The organism is Pseudomonas sp. PAMC 25886 (genome assembly GCF_000242655.1).
Lineage (GTDB): Bacteria > Pseudomonadota > Gammaproteobacteria > Pseudomonadales > Pseudomonadaceae > Aquipseudomonas.
This window is the reverse complement of sequence record NZ_AHHC01000045.1, coordinates 13,840-37,245: the sequence shown is the minus strand read 5'-3', so window position 1 is coordinate 37,245 and position 23,406 is coordinate 13,840. Positions and strand designations below refer to the sequence as shown.

At 60.0% G+C, this 23,406-nt stretch carries 19 protein-coding genes; 11 read left to right on the top strand and 8 right to left on the bottom strand.

All coding sequences use genetic code 11. The features are described from left to right. Positions 1-2: 2 nt before the first annotated feature. The 3 genes from MUM_RS0114240 to fimA form a co-directional block, all read right to left on the bottom strand. A complete protein-coding gene (locus MUM_RS0114240) occupies positions 3-2,591 on the bottom strand; it encodes a fimbrial biogenesis usher protein (RefSeq protein WP_029615889.1) in 2,589 nt (862 codons plus the stop codon). A gap of 51 nt (positions 2,592-2,642) precedes the next feature. Beyond that, a complete protein-coding gene (locus MUM_RS0114235) occupies positions 2,643-3,332 on the bottom strand; it encodes a fimbria/pilus periplasmic chaperone (RefSeq protein ID WP_010170832.1) in 690 nt (229 codons plus the stop codon). A gap of 89 nt (positions 3,333-3,421) precedes the next feature. Next, positions 3,422-3,967 (bottom strand): type 1 fimbrial major subunit FimA, encoded by a 546-nt coding sequence (gene fimA / locus MUM_RS0114230; RefSeq protein ID WP_010170830.1) that lies wholly within the window; start codon positions 3,965-3,967, stop codon positions 3,422-3,424. A 398-nt stretch (positions 3,968-4,365) separates the two neighbouring features. On the opposite strand from fimA, the gene MUM_RS0114225 reads away from it, so the two are divergent. The 4 genes from MUM_RS0114225 (at position 4,366) to MUM_RS0114210 (ending at position 9,430) form a co-directional block, all read left to right on the top strand. Continuing rightward, on the top strand, positions 4,366-5,751 hold the full coding sequence (locus MUM_RS0114225) for an MFS transporter (protein WP_010170829.1): 1,386 nt from the start codon (positions 4,366-4,368) through the stop codon (positions 5,749-5,751). Positions 5,752-5,868: 117 nt separating this feature from the next. Next, positions 5,869-7,203: an OprD family outer membrane porin gene (locus tag MUM_RS0114220; RefSeq protein WP_010170828.1), complete on the top strand. Its 1,335-nt coding sequence runs from the start codon at positions 5,869-5,871 to the stop codon at positions 7,201-7,203. Positions 7,204-7,382: 179 nt separating this feature from the next. Beyond that, the gene (locus tag MUM_RS0114215) at positions 7,383-8,411 is read left to right on the top strand and encodes a LacI family DNA-binding transcriptional regulator (protein ID WP_010170827.1); all 1,029 of its coding nucleotides are present in this window, start codon (positions 7,383-7,385) and stop codon (positions 8,409-8,411) included. A gap of 14 nt (positions 8,412-8,425) precedes the next feature. Beyond that, positions 8,426-9,430, top strand: a complete 1,005-nt coding sequence (locus MUM_RS0114210; protein ID WP_010170826.1) for a nucleoside hydrolase — start codon at positions 8,426-8,428, stop codon at positions 9,428-9,430. On the opposite strand, the gene treS is transcribed toward MUM_RS0114210, so the two are convergent. Next, positions 9,408-11,474 carry a maltose alpha-D-glucosyltransferase gene (treS, locus tag MUM_RS0114205; RefSeq protein ID WP_010170825.1) on the bottom strand — a complete coding sequence of 689 codons (2,067 nt, stop codon included), beginning with the start codon at positions 11,472-11,474 and terminating at the stop codon, positions 9,408-9,410. The two genes, MUM_RS0114210 and treS, sit on opposite strands and share 23 nt — an antisense overlap. A 144-nt stretch (positions 11,475-11,618) precedes the next feature. On the opposite strand from treS, the gene MUM_RS0114200 reads away from it, so the two are divergent. After that, complete coding sequence (locus MUM_RS0114200; protein ID WP_010170824.1) at positions 11,619-12,524, top strand: LysR family transcriptional regulator; 906 nt, start codon at positions 11,619-11,621, stop codon at positions 12,522-12,524. On the opposite strand, the gene MUM_RS0114195 is transcribed toward MUM_RS0114200, so the two are convergent. Then, the gene (locus MUM_RS0114195) at positions 12,517-13,458 is read right to left on the bottom strand and encodes a cupin (RefSeq protein WP_010170823.1); all 942 of its coding nucleotides are present in this window, start codon (positions 13,456-13,458) and stop codon (positions 12,517-12,519) included. The genes MUM_RS0114200 and MUM_RS0114195 overlap by 8 nt on opposite strands. Before the next feature lie 582 nt (positions 13,459-14,040). Between MUM_RS0114195 and MUM_RS0114190 the strand changes: the two genes are divergently transcribed. The 3 genes from MUM_RS0114190 (at position 14,041) to MUM_RS0114180 (ending at position 18,084) form a co-directional block, all read left to right on the top strand. Continuing rightward, complete coding sequence (locus MUM_RS0114190; protein ID WP_010170821.1) at positions 14,041-15,366, top strand: OprD family porin; 1,326 nt, start codon at positions 14,041-14,043, stop codon at positions 15,364-15,366. A 120-nt stretch (positions 15,367-15,486) separates the two neighbouring features. Further along, positions 15,487-15,867, top strand: coding sequence for a RidA family protein (locus tag MUM_RS0114185; RefSeq protein WP_010170818.1), 381 nt, complete (start codon positions 15,487-15,489; stop codon positions 15,865-15,867). A gap of 228 nt (positions 15,868-16,095) precedes the next feature. Then, positions 16,096-18,084 (top strand): peptidase U32 family protein, encoded by a 1,989-nt coding sequence (locus tag MUM_RS0114180; RefSeq protein ID WP_010170815.1) that lies wholly within the window; start codon positions 16,096-16,098, stop codon positions 18,082-18,084. Between the two features lie 48 nt (positions 18,085-18,132). Here MUM_RS0114180 and MUM_RS0114175 read toward each other — a convergent pair whose 3' ends face one another. Both MUM_RS0114175 and MUM_RS0114170 read right to left on the bottom strand, forming a co-directional pair. Then, a complete protein-coding gene (locus tag MUM_RS0114175) occupies positions 18,133-19,002 on the bottom strand; it encodes a hypothetical protein (protein WP_010170813.1) in 870 nt (289 codons plus the stop codon). Between the two features lie 27 nt (positions 19,003-19,029). Continuing rightward, positions 19,030-19,926 (bottom strand): DMT family transporter, encoded by an 897-nt coding sequence (locus MUM_RS0114170; RefSeq protein ID WP_010170812.1) that lies wholly within the window; start codon positions 19,924-19,926, stop codon positions 19,030-19,032. 130 nt (positions 19,927-20,056) lie between these two features. Between MUM_RS0114170 and MUM_RS0114165 the strand changes: the two genes are divergently transcribed. After that, the gene (locus tag MUM_RS0114165) at positions 20,057-20,500 is read left to right on the top strand and encodes an Lrp/AsnC family transcriptional regulator (RefSeq protein WP_008433323.1); all 444 of its coding nucleotides are present in this window, start codon (positions 20,057-20,059) and stop codon (positions 20,498-20,500) included. A 96-nt stretch (positions 20,501-20,596) separates the two neighbouring features. Next, a complete protein-coding gene (locus MUM_RS0114160) occupies positions 20,597-21,451 on the top strand; it encodes an NmrA family NAD(P)-binding protein (protein ID WP_010170808.1) in 855 nt (284 codons plus the stop codon). A 146-nt stretch (positions 21,452-21,597) separates the two neighbouring features. On the opposite strand, the gene MUM_RS0114155 is transcribed toward MUM_RS0114160, so the two are convergent. Further along, on the bottom strand, positions 21,598-22,371 hold the full coding sequence (locus MUM_RS0114155) for an SDR family NAD(P)-dependent oxidoreductase (RefSeq protein WP_010170805.1): 774 nt from the start codon (positions 22,369-22,371) through the stop codon (positions 21,598-21,600). A 130-nt stretch (positions 22,372-22,501) separates the two neighbouring features. Between MUM_RS0114155 and gcvA the strand changes: the two genes are divergently transcribed. After that, a complete protein-coding gene (gene gcvA, locus MUM_RS0114150) occupies positions 22,502-23,404 on the top strand; it encodes a transcriptional regulator GcvA (RefSeq protein WP_010170804.1) in 903 nt (300 codons plus the stop codon). The last annotated feature ends 2 nt before the right edge of the window (positions 23,405-23,406 follow it).

The following is a 23,406-nucleotide window of genomic DNA, read 5'->3' as shown; positions in this document are numbered from 1 at the left end:
GATTACCGGCACGCCGCCGAGGCATAACTCAAGGCCTGCGCCTGGCTGTCGGCGGGCAGGCTGTACGTTGCGCGGCAGTGATCCTGCGCACCCTCCCCCCACTTCACGTTGATTTGCCCGGTGGGTGACAGCCCGGTCAGATAGACCTGCCCACCGTCTGCAACAATGCTCCCGGCCTGGCCCTCGCCATAAGACGCGACTGAACCGAACGGTACGGGCTTGTCGTTGTGGGTCAGCGTCATCAGGACTTTCATCCCCACGCGGGCCTTGAAGTCGGCGCGCACCACCGCCCCACGCGTCGGCACGACGCTTGATATGGGGTCTTCCAACTCAATGTTGTTGGCCAGGGAATCCGTGTTCAGGGCGATGCGGTTTTCGCGATAGTCCACCGCATAGGGCAGCACGGCGTATCCGCGCCAGTCTGTGCGTATACCGGTCTGGTTTTCGATGGCGACATGATCTGCCCCCGGTGCTTTTATCAGCACCATGGTGTCGTTCAACGGCTGGCTGAAGGTCACGCCATCCGCGTGCGCCAACACCCCACCGCTGACGCCGTAATACACCTGGCTATAGTCGTCACTGGTGCTGTAGCCGAGGTTGGCATTGCCATAGGGCCCACGGTAGTTCAGCGAGGTGTTGCCGGTTTTCGATGCCTCTTGGTGCCCGCCCGTGGCGTATCCCGTCTGGACGCTATAGCTGAGGTTGTGATCGTCAAGCAACGTGCCATAAAGCCCTGCCGTGCTGGTGTCCCGCCCTTTTAAATCACTGGATGCATTCATGCTGACGTTGGTGTTTTTAAAGGACGAATGACTGTCTGAACGCATCCAGTGGCTGAACGGAATACTGATATTGATGGCCAGTAACTGGTCTTTGTTATCGGCCCAGGCGCTCTTTGTCAGGCTGTAGTTCACCCCCCAACTGATGTCTTCGAATGTGCTGTTGTACCCGACCTGGAGTTGCTCATCCGACTGCCCGGTTCCCCAATAGCTCTGCTGGCTCCCGGTTAAATACAGCGTGGATGTCTTGCCCATCTGTTGCGTCAAGGTGGCCTGGAAGCGACCCCGCTTGCTGTAGTTGAGGTTGTAGAAATCGGTGATTTGCGGCGTTATCTGAACAGATTGATCCTGGTTGACCACCGTGAAGCCGCTCATGCGGCTCCAGGCCGTGTCAGCCAGGGTGTAGAAATTTTTCGTCGAATAGCGATAGCCCAGCAGTTGCAGGTTGGTCCCCCACTGATTGATGGATTTATTGTAAAGAAACCGCAGGGACTGCCCCTGGTGCTCAGTGCCGTCAGGCAACGTCGCATGGGCCTCGGTCAGGTCGGCCGATATCGCGCCGAGGTCGCCCAGGTTCTTGCCCAGACCAATGTCGACGGCGCGGTAATTGTTCGAGAACTGCGTGCCTCCGAAGGCCGTCCAGTCATGGGGCAAACCCCAGAATGCCGCGCCCTGGAGAAACTCCGGTGTGTCTTGCTGTGCATTGCCGCTGCGGTATTGCCCCGCCGTCAGCGAGTACTTCACGTGGCCTTCACGCTCCAGCATCGGCACTGACGAATAAGGCACTGTGAACGTCTGTGTTGAACCGTTCGCCTCCACCACCGTGACCTGCAAGTCGCCGCTGGTGCCTGGCGCGTAGATGTCATTGAGGGTGAAAGCACCGGGAGGCACGGTGGTCTGGTAGATTTCATACCCATTCTGTTTCACCGACACCTTGGCCGTGCTTCGGGCGATCCCGCGTACAACCGGTGCAAACCCTCGTTGGCTGTCCGGGAGCATGTTGTCGTCCGACGCAATTTGAGCGCCCCGGTAATTGATGCCATCGAAGATGTCGCCTGCGGTATAGCCGTCGCCCAGGGTCAATCGACTGTGCCAGGAGGAAATGCCTCGCTCCAGATAGGTGTTGGTGTGCTGCCACTGGTTTTCTTCCGTCCCCGCGCCGTGGCTGTAGATCCACGTCGTGGTGTCCCTCAAGCGCCAGGCGCCGAGGTTGATCCCGCTTTGCAGGCTGAGGTACGAATAGCTCGACGTCCCGCCTTCTTCGCTGCGCACTTCGCTGCCGGTGTAGTTGTAATTGAGCAAGCCCGCGGTAATGCCGTCATCCCATAGTTCCGGCGCAATGTACCCGCGCGCCTGGCTGCCCATGAGTGCCTGGGGAACGCTGAGGGAAAGGCGCTGCAGGCCAACGTCGAATGTGCTGGTGGCGTCGTTGATGAGTCGCGTAAACGGCACACACGCCGTGCTCTTCATGGCCATGATCTCGGGCACGGCTAACGTGTTGATGCCGAAGGACGCGAGTTGAGCGCGGGTCAGGCACGGTTCCAGCTTCTGCCCATCGGGGCTTTTGGCGAAGGTAACGTCCCGGGTCGCCATGTAGCCATCGTTCATGTAGATGTCCACACGGTAGGTGCCGGGAGGCGCCTCCAGGCCTTTTTCAAAGGCAGAGAGATCCGCCACTGATGCAGGGTCATCGGCAAGGAATCGCGGGTTGAAATAGTTGTCTGCACGCGCCGAATAAAAGGGGACTACGAGAACCAACGCCAAGGGTGATAACAGTGATCTTTTACGTGCTGACTCCCAGGTTCCATTTTTCATGTGTGTGTTACCGCCAGCTCCATAACCCGGGATTGATTCGCTCAACACTATTTACTGCTCGGTTCCTTTCATCACTGGCGTCAGCGCACCGTAGTCGTTGATGGTTCGATAGCTGATCGCCCCGGCCGTGTCCCCAGGCAGGCCCACTGTCACGGAGCCCATAGGCGGCGCCATCGCGTTCTCCAGCGTCCGAGTACCGGCAGCAAGTTCCGTGATGGTCAGGAAGTAAGGGCTGGGATTGGTAATGAGCAGGGTTTTCCCACTGCGCTTGAAGGTCAACTTTGCCGGTGCGTCTTCCGGGGAAATACTCAGATCCCGTGGGCGATACAGCAGTTTTATCCGGCTGGTGATTGCCAGTTGCAGCGTATTGTCTTTCTGTTGGGCCTTGTCTACAGACGGAATGGCCTTGACGTTGATCCAGAATAAACTTTCCCGGTCTTTCGCCAGGCTACTGTTGCTGGCATCGACAATACGCAGCGTGTTGTCCTTTTTCCCCTGCATCACAAACAAGGGCGGTGTAATGACAAACCGACCGTCTTTCTTGCCTTCACTGTTCTCAACCCAGGACTGGATAAGAAAGGTGTCCTTGTTATTGTTGTTACTTAATCCCAGCGCTGTTTGTTTCTGATCTGCAGGGTAAATAACGCGCGTTGCACCGAGGGCCACGCCCGCTTCCGCGGGGCTGGCGAGAACAGCCACTGCCAATGCGAGCAGGGTTGGAATTGTCTTTGCGGTTATCATGATTTTTTCACGTCAATCTTGTTGGCGAACACACACTTATTACATCAAGAAGGCCTTCCTGGCCTGAGCACATCCTTGTCAGTTACGGGTTACTGGTATTGCACTTTGAAGTTCGCGTTGGCGTTGGCAGTACCCGCTGTGGCTACACCCGTTGCGATGTAACGTGCCTGGAACGGCAAGGTGTTGGTGCCATCATTGAGGGTCAACGGGTTGCTGAACGTGGCGCCGTCAAATGTCAGGGGGGTGCCTACGCGGTCCAGAACCTGAACGCCGACGTTGGTTGCAGCACCGGCAGCAGAGCTTTCCAGGGCCAGCGCTTCGGTATTGGTGGGATCAGTGACACCCGTGAACGCGACAGACGCTTGAGATGAAACCGAGGTATCGCAGTCATTCAGCTGGATATTAAAACCAACAGCCGTACTGGTCTGGCCGGCCGCGCTCAGTGCCGCGGTTCTCACTTGGCCCAGTTGTACGGTCTGGTCAGTAGAGCCCGTATCAACTGCGCAAGCTGCGTTAACAACTTCACCCTGAAAGTGAATGGTGCCGCCATTGACTGTTGTAATGTCTGCGTGAGCCACGCCTACAGACAGCAGTGAGGCTGCAATCACGCTGTTAATCAGATTAATTTTCCGCATAACTCTAAACTCCATATCTTTTGGGATTCCAGTACTTGGTATAAGGCAACTCAAGCACCCGAACTATAAGTAGCTCTTTAAGGAATAAGAATGGAGCAGGTTCCCGCCGGGTTTTATGAAACCTCTTGGGTTTAGAGCGATAATTCCGTACGCCGGAGAAATTTCCTCCACCGAGCCGTTTCATTGGCGATGCCGTGCACGCATCCACCGCCACATCTGTCATTCGACTGCAATACAACCCTGCCTAAGATCCGCCCAAGGATCTCCACCATCGGCCTTTGAGGTTTACCCCGGGCCGATTTTCAAGGTCAGTTATCTACGCGCGTAGATAGCTGTAGAAGCAGAACAAACACACCCAATGGTCATGTCCGGGCCTTCCTTGGATCAGGAGTTTTTTGATGTCGACAGTTGCAAGTGCTGCTCAACCCGATGCGCCTATCGCATGGGGCGCAGCGGATGAAAGCTTGATAACCCCGCAAGGACGCCGGGAGTTGTATCGCGCCACCCTCGCCTGTTGGCTGGGCACGGCAATGGAGTACGCAGACTTCGCCCTGTATGGCCTGGCGGCGGGCCTTATCTTCGGCGATGTGTTTTTCCCCAATGTGTCGCCTGCCATGGCGTTGCTTTCCACCTTCGCGACCTGGTCGGTGGGTTTTGTGGCGCGGCCGATCGGCGCGCTGTTCTTCGGGTGGTTGGGTGATCGTAAAGGCCGCAAGGTGGTCATGGTTTCGACCGTCGTGTTGATGGGTGCTTCCACCACGTTGATCGGCTTGATCCCCAGCTATGCATCGATCGGTATCTGGGCGCCGGCATGCCTGGTACTGCTGCGCTTTACCCAGGGCTTTGGTGCAGGCGCCGAATTGGCCGCAGGCACGGTGATGCTGGGCGAGTTCGCGCCCGCCAAACAACGAGGCCTGGTGTCTTCGGTGATTGCCCTGGGCTCCAACAGTGGGACCTTGCTGGCTTCATTGGTGTGGCTGGCCGTGGTGCAAATGGATCAACAGCAATTGCAGGACTGGGGATGGCGCATTCCGTTCCTGTGCAGTTCGCTGATTGCCCTGGCCGCCCTGTGGCTGCGGCGCAACCTGCGGGAAACGCCGGTGTTCGAACTTCGAAAGGCCCAATTGCAAGCGCAGCGCGATAACGCCCTCACTGCCCCTGTACAGCCGGTTGGTTTCTGGAAAGGCAGCCGGGCATTTCTGACCATGGTCGGCCTGCGCATTGGCGAGAACGGCCCGTCTTACCTGGCCCAGGGGTTTATCGTCGGCTATGTGGTGAAGGTGCTTGCGGTGGACAAATCTGTCGCGACCCAGTCCGTGTTGATCGCGTCGATCCTCGGCTTCTTGATCATCCCCTTGGCGGGCTGGCTGTCTGACCGGTTCGGTCGACGCATCGTGTACCGCTGTTTCTGCCTGCTGCTGATGCTCTACGCCTTCCCGGCGTTCATGCTGCTGGATTCCCGCGACCCGGCTATTGTCATGACCACCATCGTGGTCGGCATGGGCCTCGCTTCCCTGGGTATCTTCGGCGTACAGGCGGCCTGGAGCGTCGAGATATTCGGCGTAAAAAACCGCTACACCAAACTCGCCCTGGCCAAGGAGCTGGGCTCGATCCTCTCCGGCGGTACCGCGCCTCTGGTGGCTGCCGCGCTGCTGACCTGGACCGGCCACTGGTGGGCGATTGCCGGGTACTTTGTCGCCATGGCCGGGATCGGTTTCGTGACGACCTTTGTCGCCCCGGAAACCCGTGGGCGCGACCTCAACGCGCTGGAAGATGCTATCTAGTTTCATCCCCCTGAAAAACCACTGACGCCTCGCAGAAAGGCGCAAACCCGCACGACGGTTCAACCACCAGTCGGGCGAAGCCATGCCTGTAAATCGGCAATCCATAGGAGCATTGACATGAAACGGTCCACCCTCGCACTGGCAGTGACTACCAGTATCCTTGCGCAACAAGCACTGGCCGCAGGCTTTATCGACGACAGCACGGCGTCGGTCAACGCGCGCACTTTTTACCTTCGCAGTGATAACCCGAACACCCCGGGCGTCGATCAGAACGAACTGACCCAGGGTTTCAAACTCGACTATCTCTCTGGGTTTACCCAAGGCACGGTCGGCTTCGGTCTCGACGTTCAAGCCATGCAGGCATTCAACCTTTCCGGTGGTACCCAACACCCAACTGCCAGCACCTCGAACTCACTCGCACCGGTCGATTCGGACGGCACGCCGGTGGACAGCTGGAGCCGCCTCGGGGCCAACGCCAAGCTTCGCGTGTCCAAGACCGAGTTCCACGCCGGCAGCGCGCTGCAGCCTAACCTGCCGATCCTGGTGGCCAACGACGGCCGGTTGCTGCCGCAAACCTTTGAAGGCGTGACGGTAACGTCCAAAGACATCGATAACCTGACGATCAATGCCGGGCAACTCAACCGCTCCACGGGGCGTGCGTCTTCCAACTCCACAGGGTTGGCCATTGTCGGTGGCACCCAGGACAGCAACTCATTCACCTACGCCGGCGCCGACTGGAAAATCACCCCCACCACCACCCTGCAGTACTACCGCGCCGACCTGAAGGACTATTACACCCAGGATTTCCTTGGCTTGTTGAACACCACGCCGCTGGGTGAAAACTCCCGTTTTAAAACCGACCTGCGCTACTTCAACAGCAAATCCCAGGGTAAAAACGGCACCACCGGCTACCTCTTCAACAACAACGGCGGCTACGCCAGCGAACCGGGCAAAGTGGATAACACCACCTGGAGTGCGGCGTTCACCTACTACCTGGGCGGCAACGCATTCATGCTCGGCCGCCAGCAGGTGTCTGACTCCGGCGGCACCGTGTACTTGAACCAGGGCAACGTAGTGGGCGGCGCCGGCAACAGCGAAGGCAACGGCGGCGCCAGCGTCTACCTGATTACCGACGTGATGGATAACTCGTTCATCCGTGCAGGCGAAAACACCAACTTTGCCCAGTACTCCTACGATTTCGCCGCGCTGGGCGTGCCCGGTCTCTCGGCCTCGGCGCTGTACCTGCATGGCGACAACATCCGCTCGGTCGACGGCGCCAGCCGCTACTCGGAGTGGGAACGTGACATGCGCATCGACTACGTGGTGCAGAGCGGTCCGTTGAAAGGGTTTGGCACCTCGTTGCGCGAAGGCAGTTTCCGCAGCGGCATTCCCAACGTGGGTGCGGTGGACCAGGCGCGTGTGATCTTCAGCTACACCTACGCGATCTTCTGACCCTGACGGGGCTGCGGGTGTCTAAGCGAAGCCGTACACAGGTCATCAAACTGAAATAAACCAGCAGTGATAATGCCGCCCATCTCAGCCCCTTCTCTTGCCGTAAACATCTACGCGGGTAGACCTGTTACCGGGTACCGCCCGCGTGTCCATCGACTCACAGGAAATGGCAGGTCGCTTTGACAAAACAGTATCCCACCCGGGCCACACGCGATGATGTGGCCCGCGAAGCAGGAACCTCGGTCGCGGTCGTCAGCTATGTGATCAACGACGGCCCAAGGCCCGTCGCCAAGGCGACACGCCAGCGTGTCCTGGATGCCATAAAACACACCGGTTACCGGCCCAATGGCGTCGCCCAGGCACTGGCCTCGGGCAAAACCCGCACCTATGGGCTGGTTGTGCCGAATATCTCGAATACCTTCATCGCCTCCTTCGCCCATGCACTGCAACAGGAAGCATTGGACAACGGCCTGGTCATCCTGCTGGGCGATTCCGGTGACTGCCGCAAGCGTGAGCTGAACCTGATCAACAACCTCCTGAGCCAGCGGGTGGATGGCCTGTTCTACACCAGCGTCGACCGCCACCCGCATATCGAGCTGATCCAGGCCAGCGGCACGCCTTTTGTGATGCTCGACCGGGTCAACCCCAGCCTGGCCGTCAATATGCTGCGGGTCGACGAGCGCGGCGCTGCACGTCAAGTCACTGCACATTTGCTGAGCCATGGTTACCGCGAGGTAGGCATCATTTGTGGCCCCCTGGAAATGCTCAACGCCCAGGACCGCTTGAACGGCTGGCGTGACGCGCTGGCGGACTCCGGCATTGAAGAACGCGCCGAATGGATATTGCCCGCCAGCTACACACGACAAGGCGGGTATGACGCGACGCAGCGCATGTTGGCCGCCGGCCCCCCGGCCCGCGCGCTGTTTTGCTCCAACGAAGCGCAAGCCATCGGCTGTATTCGGGCCCTGTCGGAACACGGCATAAAAGTCCCCGAACAGGTAGCCCTGGTGTGCTTTAACGGTACCGAGGAGTCGGCGTTCTATGCGCCGTCACTGACCACCGTGTGCCAGCCCGTGCGCGAGATGGCCAAAGCCGCCATTGCCATGCTGCTGGCCTGGAATGGCGAGGTGAAGCTGCAAGAGTTTTCTCACCGTCTGGTGATTGGTGAGTCCTGCGGATGCGGCGCTGTGCAAACACCGCGAGTCTAAAAAAAGAAGGTGAAATGAAACGTTTAATTATTGATTGCGATCCCGGAAACGGGATTGCAGGCGCCAATGTTGACGACGGTCTGGCATTGGCGCTGGCACTGGCTGCACCCGAACTGTCGCTTGAACTGGTCACCACGGTGGCAGGCAACACCCCCAGCGCCGTGGGTTACAACGTCGCCAAAGACCTGATGGCCCGAACCGGCCGCTCGCTACCCGTGGTCAGGGGCAGCACCCAGGCACTGCAGGAACCCGGCGGGCCCTGGCGCGATGCGCTGGACAACACCGTCCATAAACGCCAGCTCGCGCATTTATGGAATGGCGTGCGCCCTCCCCTGAATTTCGAGGCCCCGCCGCAGGAAGCGGCCGACGCCATAGGCCAGTTGATTTGCGCGAACCCCGGGGAAATCACCCTGGTGGCGATCGGGCCGCTGACCAACGTGGCGCTGGCGATTGAACGCTACCCGGACATGATCAAGGCGGTCAGGCAAATCGTGATCATGGGCGGTGTTTTCGCCCTGGATGACTTCATCAAGGACACCAACTTCGGCTTCGATCCGGAAGCGGCGGACCGTGTCCTCGGTTGTGGCGCGAATATCACCCTGGTGCCCCTGGACGTCACCACGCAAACCCTGATGACGCACCACGACCTGGACCGTATCCAGCAACTCGATACGCCCCTCGCCCGTTTTATCTGCGAGACGTTCAGGCCCTGGATCGACTATTCAATGGCCACCCGCAGCCTGGCCGGTTGCTGGGTCCATGACGCCCTAGTGATTGCCTGGTTGCTGGATCCGCGCGTTGCCACGGCCACGCAGTACTACACGGAAGTAGAACTGCGCGCCGGCCGTACGCGGGGCAAAACCTGGCGCTATAAGCTGCCACTGCGGCTGGACGTTGGCATCACACCACCTACCACTGGCCTGGTGAACGTATTGCAGACCGTGGACAACCGCTTGCTGCTGGAAATCATCGAACGGTACTTGTCGATGCAGCCGCTCAAAGCATCGGTGAGCTACTGACCACCCGCAACGCCAAGCCTTCATATGCATCCAGCGTAATGGTGAAGTCCCCCTCGGGCGTCAAATCACCCTCTACCCGCTCATTGATGATGTCCACCACCGGCCCGGGCGCAATATCGGGCAGGTGCAGGGTTTCGGTGATGGGGGTGGAGCCGAAGTTCAGCGCGGTGATCTGGGTGCCTTTGCCCGCCGGCAATTCGTGAACCATGATCAACAGCCCCGGGTGCTGCACGTCCGGCACCAGGATCTGGCGACTGGCGGCGATGTCGTAGGCACGGCGCACCGCGAGGATTCTTTGCAGTTGGGAGGCAAACGATTCCGGGTCGGTCAACTGGCGGGTCAGGCTGCCGTACAGGGTTTTAGGGCGCGGCATGTGCCCGGCGGACTGCGGCGCGTCCGGGTTCAGGTCTACCAGGTCGTAGGCGCCGCGGTGAATCCAGCGTGTGTCTCCATCCAGCATCAAATGGGCAACGTCCTCTGCCGGCAACGGCAGTGCGCCGACCAGGTCCCATCCGGAGAGTGCGAACACGCCGGGCTGCATTGCGTTGTACATCACCAGCAGCAAGTGAATCTGGCGGATCTGCTGGATATCTGCGGGGGTAATTGCCTCAAGGTCGCGAATCCCGAGCGCCGCGGTGATGATGCTGGCGGTGGTGCAGGACACCCCGTTGGTCACGAACTTCAGGTTATACGGCGCGTGCTCGCCCGCCAGGCGTTCGTACATCTGCTCGCGAATATGCTCGCGCAGGATGCCGCCGGGGAAGGTCTGCCCCTGGTACAGGTAGGTGTCATGGGCGTGCAGCGTCCAGAAGTGCACCAGCTCAAGGGTCAGTTCGTCATGGTTCTGCAAGGCATGGATCAGTGAGCCAGGGTCGATGCCGAGGGTATGCATCTCCCGGAGCATCAGGCGCAGGAATTCGGTGTCCCCCATCAACAGCGCGTGCTGGTACGCCGGGCGGGTGATGAAGTCATAGGACAGGTCGGCGCCGCCGTGGGACATGGCGGCAATGTCGTCCACCGTCAGGTTCAGCTCCTGGAAGCTGAAGCCGCCCGCCTTGCGAATCGCGCCGCCCAGCAATTGGTTGCCGGTGATGGACAGCGGATGGCTTTCAGACCAGGCGTTACCTTCGAGTTTGCGCTCCACGCCGAGGAATCCGTTGGCGTCCAGGCGCAGGATTTTCGCGCCCATCACATCGATGGCGTGCAGTGCGTCGCCAATGATCATCTGCTGCGCGGCGAAGGTCGGGTCCAGCCAGTTCAGCGACGGTTGGCCTTCCTTGAAGTAATGCAAGTACACCCAGCGCCGGGGCTTGCCGTCCACGCCCATGACCACGTCGGTGGCGCTCCAGTCGGTTTCCTTGACCCCGGGCTCGAAGAAAATCACCCGCTGCAACTGGCCGACGATGTAGTGCTTGTCTCTGAGGGCGTCGACCTGCGTCGGGCTGAGGTTCTGTGCATCCCGACCTTCGGTAATCTCGGGCAGCAATGGCCAGTCTTCCTCGCGGATTTCCACCATGTGGTAGAGCCCGGGGTAGTCTTCGTAGGCCATCTCGGCCAGGCGGAAGTCCGCGCCCTTGCCGGTGTGGGACGGAATCACGTCGTCAATGATCACCGCGTTATGCGCGGCGGCCATGCGGGCCAGGGATTGAAGCTGCGCTTCTGTGCCCAGTTGCGGGTCGATGTCGAAGCTGATGCGGTCAAAGTTGCCGTCAATGGTCGGCGTGTGCTCGGTGCCCGTCAGGCCGCCCGAGCGTTTCAGCGGGCCGTTATGAATGCCCTGGATGCCGATTTTCGACAGCGCATGCCACAAGGTTTCATCACCCAGGGCCTCCAGCACGCTGCCGTTTTCGCGGGTAACGATAGACGCCGGGTACGCCGTGAACCACACCGATGACAGGGCTGAGGCATCACGGGGCCGCGTGTGTGCATAAGGCTGTTGCCACAGCCTGCCTTGCCCCGAGTAGAGTTTGGCCCGCTGTTTAGCGGCGTGCAGCATCGATTGTTCCACCAGCCAGGCCACATGATTCTTCTCGGCATCCGTCATAAATCGATCACCTGCGCTCATTAAGTATTCGATTCCGGCGCCTGCATTTGAGCTTGCATCGCCGCACCGTTGGTTATTGTATGAGGCCCTGAGCGGCCATTCGTTGCATTGGCCGTCACCCACCATCAAGACCGAGGGCTGCACGTGGACTACTTCGCAGCGTTAACCGCCTTTGTGGAAGCGGCCGAGGGGAATAACTTCTCCCGCGCCGCCGACCGGCTGGGCATCAAGGCGTCTACGGTTTCACGCTACGTGAAAGACCTGGAGCAGGACCTGGGCATCGCCCTGTTCAACCGCTCGACCCGCACGCTGCGCCTGACCGAGGGCGGCCAGACCTTCCTGATGCACGCACGCCGGGTGCTGGACGAACTGGAGCAGGCCAAGGCGGCCACCTCGGCGCTGAACGAACAGCCCCGTGGCGTGCTCAAGCTCAACCTGCCGCCCGCCTTTGCCCGCCACCATGTGCTGCCCACTTTGAACGCGTTCCTGGCCCGCTACCCGCAGATCAAGCTGGAACTGGTGCTGGATGACCGCCACGTCAACCTGATCCACGCCGGCGCGGACCTGGCGATCCGAATTGGCACCCTGGCGGATTCCACGTTGAAGGCCCGCAAGATTTGCGATGAAAACTACCGGCTGGTGGCCAGCCCGGGGTTTTGCCGGGAACACCCGGCACCGTGCAGACCTGCCGACCTGGCGGCACTGCCCGGGATTCTGGGGGCGGCTGAGATTGCTTTCGCCAACGGGCCTGAAGTGTCGCCGCTGGTGCATAAAGACTGCCTCCGGATCAACGACCTGGACGCGCAGATGATCGCCGTACAGCAAGGCCTGGGGTTTGCCTTGCTGCCCGACTGGCTGGTGGCCGAGCGCATTGACGCCGGCGAGCTGGTGGTGTGGTTGCCTGAGTGGAGTATCCGGATCGCCGGCCGCGAATCGGCGGTGTGGTTCGTCTATCCACCCAAGCGCATCGTGTCTTCCAAGGTGCGGTGTTTCATCGACTTTATCGTCGAGCAACTCGGCGAAACACCGCACTGGAAGCGCGTCAGCTGAAGCGGATATCCAGCGAGCGCAGGTAGGTTTGCAGCCCGGCGTCCTGGATCGGAATCAGGAACGCCTCGGTGTCGGACTCGTTGAAATGGGCATGCCAGTAACCCGGCGGTGTGACAAAAGCCAGCCCCGGCGACCAGTCGACCCGCACCGGGTTGCGGATCTGCCCGTCGGCGTCCAGCTCGGTGCCCACCAGCGAGTAGCATCCCTTTGGGCAATCGATGATGAAGTCCAGCGCAATCGACTGGTGCCGATGGGGTTTTTGAATCGATCCGGCAGGCAGGATGCCGTACATCGCCCACAGCACATGGGTTACGGTGCGGGTTTGCGGGAAATGCCGATTGCCCAGCAGGATGCTGATGCGGCTGCGGTCCTGGGCGCGGGGATCATCGGCGGCTTCACGCAGCTTGGCGTTGGCCAGCTCCGCCGGGTACAGCGTTGGCACGAAGCGGTCGGCACTGCGGGTCACGCCCAGATAACGCAGCAGTGGTTCGTCATGCACGTAGTACAGGCGCGCATCCTCTGTTGCGCTGAAGTGCGCCGGCTGCAGGCCCGGCAGCGCCAGGAAGCACCCCTTGGACCATTCGATCCGATGCTCACCCTGAACCACACTGCCCTGCCCCGCGATCACATAAAACACCTGTGAGGTGGCGTTGGGTTGCAGGTCCAGCGTGTCGCCGGCGTTCAAGCGAATGAAGTTCGCACACAGCCCCGGACCGGTGGCCGGGCCTTCGCAGCCCAGTGCCTCGCTGAGGTCCAGCGGCACAACCCGGGACGGGCCGCTGTCGTACAGCGAGGCCGGGAAGCTGTGGTAGGGAATGCGGGTGATCAGGTTGGCACTGATGGGGTTGGCGGCTTTGCTGTATTCGAAGTATTCGGCATCGAGCAGGTGCAGGGGCTGGGTATCGGTCACGTCAGGCTTGAATTCACGGTTCATTATGATCACCAATCTACGGCTGGACTTCGCGACGCCTCGTGGGACGTTGCGGCGGTGATGGAACTATAGGCACTCAATCGCGCGGGATTAATCCCTCGCCTCGCACAGCAGTTGTGCGAAATGGGGCAGAAGTGAACCGTTCTTCTACGCAGGTGCTTAGTTTGAATTAACCAACTATCAAAGTGCCACTTTATAAACAGGTTAAAAATTTATACATCTAACGCCCATAAAAAAATCCGCCGCAGAGACTGCGGCGGCAAACCAAAGGATTTTGTCGAAGCAGAGCGGCTAAGACACGACCAAAACTACAGCAGCACGCGCAGCGGTATAGTGAATTTTAATTAATCGAGTTTAACCATCCCTTCACTGGTCCTTTACCGCAAACCGGTTAAAAATCCCCCATCGCGCAAAGGCCAGCGCCGCCCGCCAGGGGGTGCCCGGCTAAAACTACAACACGCGAAACCCGGCTTGAATGCCCGTCTTAATATCGCCTGCCCAAAAGTTATATGCGCCATAAAAAATAAGGCCGTGCACCTGCGCACGCAACTATTAGCGATTAATCTATCCGGGGTAGCTATAACCATGGTTAAACAGTGGAGCCTATTAGCGCTGGTCATTTCCAGCAGCCTGAGCCAAGTGGCTTTGGCAGAATCAGTAACGGATCAGGCAGACGCCAAGGGTTTTGTCGATGGCAGCACTCTCACCGGCGTCGCGCGCAACTACTACTTGAACCGTAACCGGGAAGAAGGCCGCGCCGACCAGCGTGACTGGACACAAGGCGTCATGGCCAACTACATCTCCGGTTTCACCCAGGGCACTATCGGGTTCGGCGTCGACGCCTATGCCTACGGCGGGCTGAAACTCGACTCCCAGCGCAAATACGCGAACACCGGCAACCTGCCGCTTGATCGCAACGGCGACCCTCAGGACACCTACGGCTCGCTGGGTGGTGCGTTGAAACTGCGGATCTCCAGGACGCAGCTCAAATACGGTGAAATGCAGCCCACTGCGCCGGTGTTTGCCGTCGGTGGTGTCGGGTTGCTCGACCAGACCGCCACAGGCTTTGACCTGACCAGCAACGAAATCGCCGGCCTGAACCTGGAAGCCGGTCACTTCACCGCGACCAACGGTGGCGATACCACCAACCATGAGCACGATATCTTTGCCACCTACGCCAACGTAGCGACCAAGAGTGCCAGTTTTGTCGGGGGCAAATACACCTTCACCCCGGACTTGAGCGCGACGGTGTACGCCGGCGAATTGCAGGACGTCTGGCGCCAGTACTACACCAACCTCAATTACGTGATGCCCCTGAGCAATGGCCAGTCGGTGACCCTGGACGGCAACCTGTACCGCACCCTCGATACCGGGAGTGCCAATGCAGGCACGATCAACACCACGGCGTACTCGCTGGCGGCGGCCTATTCGTTCCTGCAGGCCCACACGCTGACGCTGTCGTTCCAGAAGATCGATGGCAATGAGCCGTTCGACTATATCGGCGCGGGTGACAACGGCGCCGCCGCGGCCGGCGACTCGATCCTGCTGGCCAACTCGGTGCAATGGTCTGACTTCAACGGCCCAGGCGAAGCCTCCTGGGCCCTGCGGTACGACTTGAACATGGCGCCATACGGTGTGCCGGGACTTAGCTTCATGAGCCGCTACATCAACGGCTCCGACATTGACGGCAGCCACACCCCCGCCAACAGTGCCTATCTCGGCGCCTACGGCGACGGCGCCAAGGAGCACGAAACCGACGTAGAAGTTAAGTACGTGGTCCAGAGCGGGCCGGCGAAAAACCTCGCGTTCCGCCTGCGCCAGGCCTACCACACCGGCAGTTCCGAGTCGGGCAGTGGCGGCGACGTCAACGATACGCGCCTGATCGTCAATTACCCGTTCAGCATCCTGTAAGCCCTTCCCGGGACGTGCCGGCGACGTCGGTCGCTGGCACGGTGATCGGCTATTTGGGTTGGCAGTTCTGCTGGAGGCGTTAAACTGCGCGGCCTCACTCTGCAGCAAAACGAGACCTTCATGGCCAACCACGACCTCGCTTTCACCCCCGACCTCGATCCGGATTCCATCTCCTCCGACGTCATCGGCTTCAACGGCATCCTCGTCTCCACGCAAATTCCCACCCGCGCCGACGGCAGCCTGGAACTGGGCGACATCACCCTGCAAAGCGAATGCACCCTGCAGGCCCTCAAGGTGGCCCTGGAACGTGCCGGCAGCTCGATTGACCGGGTCATGCACCTGACCATTTATCTGACCGACATGGCCGATCGCGCTGCTTTCAACGAAGTCTACAAACGCTATTTCGCCAAGCCCTGGCCCGTGCGTGCAGCGGTTGGCGTGGCCGCCCTGGCGGTGGAAGGCATGCGGGTTGAAGTCACGGCGATGGCTGCCAAGGCCTGATGACTAAGGGGGTCGACGCTCCAATGTGGGAGCTGTCGAGCCCCAGCGAGGCTGCGATGGGATCGCCTCGGTGTAACGGATACACCGTGGTGCCTGCATCGCGGGCAAGCCCGGCTCCCACAGTTGACTGCATTCCACTGTGGGAGCGCACGTAGGCCCTGATAGATGTCGATAAGGCATTTCGCAGCTACAATGCCCGCCTCCGTGACAAGCCTGACTAAAAAAACTATGTCCTTGCCCAAGCATCACCTGGAATTGCTCAGCCCTGCGCGCGATGTTGCCATCGCTCGCGAGGCTATCCTGCATGGCGCCGACGCCGTGTACATCGGCGGCCCGAGTTTCGGCGCGCGCCATAACGCCTGCAACGACGTGAGCGATATCGCGCAGTTGGTGGAGTTCGCCCGGCGCTACCATGCGCGGGTGTTCACCACCATCAACACGATCCTGCACGACAACGAGCTGGAACCGGCCCGCAAGCTGATCCACCAGCTCTACGACGCCGGCGTCGACGCGCTGATCGTCCAGGACCTGGGGGTGATGGAGCTGGATATTCCGCCCATCGAGCTGCACGCCAGCACCCAGACCGACATTCGTACCCTGGGCCGGGCGAAGTTTCTCGACCAGGCGGGTTTCTCGCAGTTGGTATTGGCCCGCGAGCTGAACCTGCAAGAGATCCGTGCGATTGCCGACGAAACCGACGCGGCCATCGAGTTTTTCATCCACGGCGCCTTGTGCGTGGCCTTCTCCGGCCAGTGCAATATCTCCCACGCCCAGAATGGCCGCAGCGCCAACCGTGGCGATTGTTCCCAGGCGTGCCGCCTGCCCTACACCCTGAAAGACGACCAGGGCCGCGTGGTTGCTTTTGAAAAGCACCTGCTGTCGATGAAAGACAACAACCAGAGCGCCAACCTGCGTGCCCTGGTGGATGCCGGCGTGCGTTCGTTCAAGATCGAAGGCCGCTACAAGGACATGGGCTATGTGAAGAATATCACCGCCTATTACCGTCAGCGCCTCGACGAGATTCTCGAAGACCGCCCCGACCTGGCCCGCGCGTCCAGCGGCCGTACTGCGCATTTCTTCCTGCCCGACCCGGAAAAGACCTTCCACCGTGGCAGCACCGACTACTTCGTCACTGACCGCAAGGTCGACATCGGCGCCTTCGACACCCCGACCTTTACCGGCCTGCCGGTGGGTGTGGTGGAAAAAGCCGGCAAGCGCGACTTGCAAGTGATCACCCATGAGCCGCTGTCCAACGGTGACGGCCTCAACGTGCTGATCAAGCGCGAAGTGGTGGGCTTCCGCGCCAACATTGCCGAGCCAAAAGGTGAGTTTGAAGAGGACGGCGAAAAACGCTATCGCTACCGCGTCGAGCCCAACGAGATGCCGGCCGGCCTGCATCAACTGCGTCCGAATCATCCGTTGAACCGTAACCTGGACCATAACTGGCAGCAGGCATTGCTCAAGACCTCTGCCGAGCGCCGTATCGGTGTGTCGTGGGTGGCCCGCCTGCTGGAAGATCGCCTGGACCTGACCGTCACCAGCGAGGAAGGCATCAGCGCCAGCGTCGCCCTGCCCGGTCCGTTCGGCGTGGCCAACAAGCCGGAACAGGCGCTGGAAACCCTGCGCGACCTGCTGGGCCAACTGGGCACCACTCAGTACCACGCCACGTCAATCGAGCTGGATGCACCGCAGGCGTTCTTCATCCCGAACTCGCAGCTCAAGGCCTTGCGCCGTGAAGTGATCGAGGCGCTGACCGAGGCGCGTATCCAGGCTCATCCACGGGGCGGCCGCAAGGCAGAAACCACGCCGCCGCCGGTGTACCCGGAATCGCACCTGTCGTTCCTGGCCAACGTCTACAACCAGAAGGCCCGCGACTTCTATCACCGTCACGGCGTGCAACTGATCGACGCGGCGTATGAAGCCCACGAAGAAACCGGCGAAGTGCCGGTGATGATCACCAAGCACTGCCTGCGGTTCTCGTTCAACCTGTGCCCGAAACAGGCCAAGGGCGTGACGGGCGTGAAGACCAAGGTGGCACCGATGCAGTTGATCCACGGCGATGAAGTGCTGACGCTGAAGTTCGACTGCAAGCCGTGCGAGATGCATGTGATCGGCAAGATCAAGGGCCACATCCTTGGCCTGCCGCAACCGGGCAGCGTGGTGGGTTACATCAGCCCGGACGACCTGCTCAAGACCATCCCTCGCGCACCGCACTAAGTGACGGACGAGCACAATGCGCTAGCGTTGTGCTCGTTTGACAGCTCATCAAGTCTCGTCAATGTCGCCGTCTTCCAGACGGTGTTCTTCATTTTTCAGGCGTTTTTCCCGCTTCGTCTTGCGCTCCTGCACATCACGCTCCAGTTGGGCATCAAGCGCGCGCTGGCGCTGGAAGGATTGCTCATCCCGCTGTTCAAGCCTTTGATGCAGCGGCGGATGGTAAATGTCTTCGCCTGCAGCGCGGTCGACGTGAAATGGCACAACCATCAATAAAAACAATACAAGCAGGATTAACCCAATCAGCATGCTCGATCCTGTTTGCATTTCGAGCCACCCGCATAAGGTGCTGGCTTGTGAGCCTCCCGGTAACCAGAAGTTAAAAGCCGTCAGGAAGAATGCACAGAAGGCGTAGTACTGGTTCGTGTGCTGCTCTGCTCGATCGGCCTTGCGTCGCGCAGCATGGTTGTTATACAGATTGATTAAAAAGTCACTCTGCGTCTCATGTGCCTCCGCTCTTAACTCCCACGCTCTGACGCAATCCCGATTGCGCCGGTATCTGACGTTGAACGTTTCGCGTCCCGTGATTCCGGATGCGCTCAGGATCCAGTTCTCAAACCCGGTAAGCGCCGGTACGCCAAAGGCAAGATAAAGCGTACCTGCCAGGCTGTATATAACGGGCAAAGCGAGGGAAATCAGGCCTGAAAAGGCAATAAACCCAATCAGGAGTTTTATCCCGAGCTCTAGATTGAGCGTGTTCCCCGGTATTTGGAGGCCTACGATCCCCCCCCCGGAAAAGTACACCATCACGGAATCGAAGAAGACCAGAAAGCTGATGACCAACAAGAAAAATGAGGGCCTTACTGATTTTTCCAGCATTGAAAGAAATTGCTCTTTCGCTAGATGCTCCGATGCAGACATTTGATTCTCCTGAGATGCGGCCTGGATTCAGCTCGTCTGCATACCAGTTTTTGGTCTCCACCACCAACCCCGCTGCAGCCCCGCCGCCGCGAGCAGAATCGCCGCCACGCCGAGCCATTGCAGCCAACCGAGGCGATGCCCAAACGCAATCCAGTCAACAAAAATGGCCGCGATCGGGTAGATAAACGACAGCGCCCCGGTGATTGCCGTGGGCAACTTCTGGATCGCCCCATACAGCAATACGTACATCAAGCCGGTATGCACCACGCCCAGGGTCAGCAGTGCCGCCCACGAATCCATCGAGGCGGACAGGCTCTGCCACTGCATCAGCGGCGCCAGCAGCACGGCGCCCGTGGTCACCTGGATCAACGCCATCAAATGCGGCGGCACTTCCTTCAAGCGCTTGATGATCAGCGCCGCAATCGCATACAGAAACGCCGCCCCCAGCGCCAATGCCACGCCCACCAGATAGTCATCTCCGGCGTTTTGCTGATCGCCATGGGCGGTGACAATCGCCAGCATCCCGATGAACGCCACGCTCAGCCAGGCAAGCTTCTGCACGGTAATTTTCTCGCCCAGGAACACTGCGGCCAGCATCACCAGCATGAACGGCTGCACGTTATACACCGCCGTGCTGATGGAGATTGAAGCCCTGGCGTAGGACTCAAACAGCAACAACCAATTGCCCACGATCGCCACGCCGCTGAGCATCGCCAGCCCCAATTTGGCGTAGCTCAGCAGGTCAAGTCGCAGATAGCCCATCAGCCAGCAGACCACCAGCAACGTCACTGCGCCGATCACGCAGCGCCAGAACACCACCTCGACAACGGGCACACCCGACACCAGTACAAACCAGCCGATGGTGCCGGATATCAGCATGGCGGCGACCATTTCCCATGAACCGCGACGTATGGATTTGTCCATGAATGAGCTCCTCAAGTGAGGCTCAATTATGGCAATCTGACTTGCAGCGACTCCAGATTCTAAATAAGGCGAACCGTGTGTTTCGCCTATTCTTATTAGGCAAACCCGCGCAGTGGCTTTCGGAGCGACCATGATTGACAGCATTGACCAGCAACTGATCGCCGCCCTGATGGATGATTCACGTCTGTCCCTCAAGGCCTTGGCGGGCATCACCGGCCTCTCCTCCCCCAGTGTCGGCGAGCGACTGCGCCGCCTGGAAGAGCGCGGCGTATTGAAAAACTACACCGTGGACATCGACCCCAAGCATTTTGGCTATCTGCTGCAAGCCATCGTGCGTATTCGCCCGCTGCCCGGGAAACTGCAGGAAGTGGAACGGCAGATCCAGGCGATCCCGGAGTTCACCGAATGCGACAAGGTGACCGGCGATGACTGCTTCATTGCGCGCCTGCACGTGCGCACCATGGATCAGTTGGACACCCTGCTGGACCGGCTCAACGCGTACGCCGAAACCAACACCGCCATCGTCAAGAAAACCCCGGTAAAACGCCGGTTGCCGCCACTTGGCGACTCGTGACTTTGAGTCACTGATGCAGTGACGGGATCGCTATTCTGTGCATCGGGTGCGGTGTTTATGCTTGATCCACACATTGGAACAACAGGCGTAAACACCATGTATGTCATTACCGGAATCACAGGCAAAGTCGGCGGCGCCCTGGCGCGGTTTCTCCTCAATGATCATCAACCGGTGCGCGCGGTGATCCGCGATGCCGCCAAAGGCGCCGAATGGGCCGCGCTGGGTTGCGAGGTCGCCATCGCGAACATGGACGACGCCGCCGCACTTACCGAAGCGTTCAAAGGCGCCACCGGCGTGTTCATTCTGCCGCCGTCGGACTTCGACCCGGCGCCCGGTTTTCCCGAGGCGCGCAAGGTGATTGCCGCCGTTGCCCAGGCCATCGAGGCTGCTGCGCCGCAAAAGGTGGTGTGCCTGTCGACCATCGGCGCCCAGGCCGAGCACGTTAACCTGCTGACTCAACGGACCTTGATGGAACAGGCGCTGAGCGCGTTGAACGTGCCGGTGACCTTCCTGCGTCCGGGCTGGTTTATGGAAAACGCGGCCTATGACGTGGTCGCCGCCCGTGAACACGGGGTGATCAACAGCTTCCTGCAACCGCTGGATAAAGCCGTACCGATGATCGCCACCGCTGACGTCGGCCGCCTCGCCGCGCAACTGTTGCAGCAACACTGGAGCGGGCACCGGGTGGTTGAGCTGGAAGGCCAGTGGGTCAGCCCGAACGACATTGCCCGCACCTTGACCGAAGTGCTCGGTCGCGGCGTGATCGCGCAGGTGGTGCCTCGGGATACCTGGGAGCCGATGTTTAGGGAACAAGGTGCGCAGAATCCGTTGCCGCGCATGCGCATGATCGATGGGTTTAATGAAGGCTGGATCTGCTTTGAGCATGCCGGGGTGGTCAAGGGTGAGACCACGTTGCTCAAGGTGCTGCGCGAACTGGCTGCCAAAGCCTGAATCGTCTCTGTGGCGAGGGGGCTTGTCCCCCGTTGGAGTGCGAAGCGCTCCCGTTTTTTTTGGGGCTGCTTCGCAGCCCAGCGGGGGGCAAGCCCCCTCACCACAAGAGCCCTGGCACAGGTTTAAGGCCAGGCCGGGTTGCCCAGTCAGTTACGGCCCGCAGTCACGCCACCATCGACAGGCAACACCGTACCGGTAATCCACGAAGCCTCGCTCGACGCCAGGAACAGGATTGCCTGGGCAATATCCGCCGGCTGGCCATTACGGCCCAACGGGTGAAAGGCGTTGAAGGTCGGCAGCACTGCCTTGACCTGGTTTTCGTCCATGAACGTGCCATACACCGGGGTTTCCACTACGGCCGGGGCCACGGTGTTGATACGGATATTGGACGAGGCCAGCTCAATCGCCAGGTTGCGGGTCAGCGCATGCACCCCAGCGTTGGCCGCCGAGTACGCCGCCGACGGTGTAGCGCCAATGGCCTGGATCGCCCACAGGGAACCGGTCTGCACAATCGCACCGCCACCGCGTTGCAGCATGGCTTTCGCCGCCGCCTGGGCCATGAAGAATTTGCCTTTGAGGATGGTGTCGAGAAACCAGTCGTATTCCGTGGCATCCACTTCCAGGAACGGCTTGGGACGGAACACGCCCGCGTTGTTCACCAGGATATCCACCCCGCCGAACGCCTTCACCGCCTCGTCTACCAGGGCCTGGGCCGTGGCCGGGTTGGCAATGTCGCCGGCCAGTGCGCGAATCGAGGTGCCGCTTGGGTCGATTGCTTCAGCAGCGCGCTGCAGTTTGGCCGCGTCACGACCGCCAATCACCACATTGGCGCCCTCTTCCACAAAACGGCGTGCGACTTCTTTGCCGATACCCGAACCGCCACCGGTAACGATCACAACCTTGGAAGAAAATCTTTGCATGGCAAATAACCTCTGAGTGTAGGGTTTCCAGCGCCTGTTACTGTTATCGCCGGGTTGCCTGCTATTCTTGCGGCTTGGCGTAAGGCCAACAAACCAGATCTCTTTTGCCGTCATTAAAGAAATTCTTTAGATGAACTCACTTGGATACCTCAACGCCCTGCGCGCGTTCGAAGCCGCGGCCCGGCATCAAAGCTTCTCTGCGGCAGCTGAAGAGCTGAACGTCACTTCAGCCGCCGTCGGCCAGCAAGTGCGCAGTTTGGAGGCGTGGCTCGGGGTGCCGTTATTCACCCGGGCCAGCAGCGGCAATACGCGGTTGTTGCTGACGGACGTGGCCCGGTCGGCGTTGCCGGATATTCGCGAGGGTTTTGATCGGTTACGGGTGGGGTTGGCGCGGTTGAAGGAAGCGTCACAGAGTGCCGACCTGACCGTGACGGTCAGCCCGGCGTTTGCCGGCAAGTGGTTGTTGCCCAGGCTGGAGCGTTTTCAGCAGCTGCATCCGGAGATCGATGTACTGCTGAACACCAACCTCAAGCCCCTGGATTTTCTCGCGGAAAGTATCGACATCGGCGTGCGCTATGGCACCGGCAGGTGGCCCGGATTAACCGCAATCAAGTTGATGGACGAGGACCTGTTTCCCGTCTGCTCCCCCAACTATCCAGCCCTCGCTGACGGCACGCTCAGCCTGGAACAACTCGCGCAATGCACGCTGATCCATGACCTTTCCATGGCCGGAGACCCGGGCTTTCCCACCTGGCGAACCTGGCTGGATGCCATGGGGCAAACGGGTACGGATGCCAGCCACGGGTTGCGCATCAACAACTCGGCGGCCGTGGTGCAGGCGGCGATCGAAGGGCAAGGCCTTGCGTTGGGCCGCAGCGTTATGGTGCACGACGACCTGGCTTCCGGGCGCCTGATCCGCCCATTTGGCCGGGTCAAAAGCGCCGTGGCCCTGGCCTACTACGTGGTGTACCGGCCGGAATGCGGCGAGCTGGCGAAAGTGCAGGTGTTTCGTGACTGGTTACTGGCCCAGTAGGA

Excerpts from the sequence above, each read along its gene's own strand:
- MUM_RS0114180 (WP_010170815.1), top strand. The coding sequence starts at position 16,096 with ATGTCCTTGCCCAAGCATCACCTGGAATTGCTCAGCCCTGCGCGCGAT.
- MUM_RS0114160 (WP_010170808.1), top strand. The coding sequence starts at position 20,597 with ATGTATGTCATTACCGGAATCACAGGCAAAGTCGGCGGCGCCCTGGCG.
- MUM_RS0114210 (WP_010170826.1), top strand. The coding sequence starts at position 8,426 with ATGAAACGTTTAATTATTGATTGCGATCCCGGAAACGGGATTGCAGGC.
- MUM_RS0114190 (WP_010170821.1), top strand. The coding sequence starts at position 14,041 with ATGGTTAAACAGTGGAGCCTATTAGCGCTGGTCATTTCCAGCAGCCTG.
- treS (WP_010170825.1), bottom strand. The coding sequence starts at position 11,474 with ATGACGGATGCCGAGAAGAATCATGTGGCCTGGCTGGTGGAACAATCG.
- fimA (WP_010170830.1), bottom strand. The coding sequence starts at position 3,967 with ATGCGGAAAATTAATCTGATTAACAGCGTGATTGCAGCCTCACTGCTG.
- MUM_RS0114240 (WP_029615889.1), bottom strand. The coding sequence starts at position 2,591 with ATGAAAAATGGAACCTGGGAGTCAGCACGTAAAAGATCACTGTTATCA.
- MUM_RS0114220 (WP_010170828.1), top strand. The coding sequence starts at position 5,869 with ATGAAACGGTCCACCCTCGCACTGGCAGTGACTACCAGTATCCTTGCG.
- MUM_RS0114175 (WP_010170813.1), bottom strand. The coding sequence starts at position 19,002 with ATGTCTGCATCGGAGCATCTAGCGAAAGAGCAATTTCTTTCAATGCTG.
- gcvA (WP_010170804.1), top strand. The coding sequence starts at position 22,502 with ATGAACTCACTTGGATACCTCAACGCCCTGCGCGCGTTCGAAGCCGCG.
- MUM_RS0114165 (WP_008433323.1), top strand. The coding sequence starts at position 20,057 with ATGATTGACAGCATTGACCAGCAACTGATCGCCGCCCTGATGGATGAT.
- MUM_RS0114185 (WP_010170818.1), top strand. The coding sequence starts at position 15,487 with ATGGCCAACCACGACCTCGCTTTCACCCCCGACCTCGATCCGGATTCC.
- MUM_RS0114195 (WP_010170823.1), bottom strand. The coding sequence starts at position 13,458 with ATGAACCGTGAATTCAAGCCTGACGTGACCGATACCCAGCCCCTGCAC.
- MUM_RS0114225 (WP_010170829.1), top strand. The coding sequence starts at position 4,366 with ATGTCGACAGTTGCAAGTGCTGCTCAACCCGATGCGCCTATCGCATGG.
- MUM_RS0114170 (WP_010170812.1), bottom strand. The coding sequence starts at position 19,926 with ATGGACAAATCCATACGTCGCGGTTCATGGGAAATGGTCGCCGCCATG.
- MUM_RS0114235 (WP_010170832.1), bottom strand. The coding sequence starts at position 3,332 with ATGATAACCGCAAAGACAATTCCAACCCTGCTCGCATTGGCAGTGGCT.
- MUM_RS0114155 (WP_010170805.1), bottom strand. The coding sequence starts at position 22,371 with ATGCAAAGATTTTCTTCCAAGGTTGTGATCGTTACCGGTGGCGGTTCG.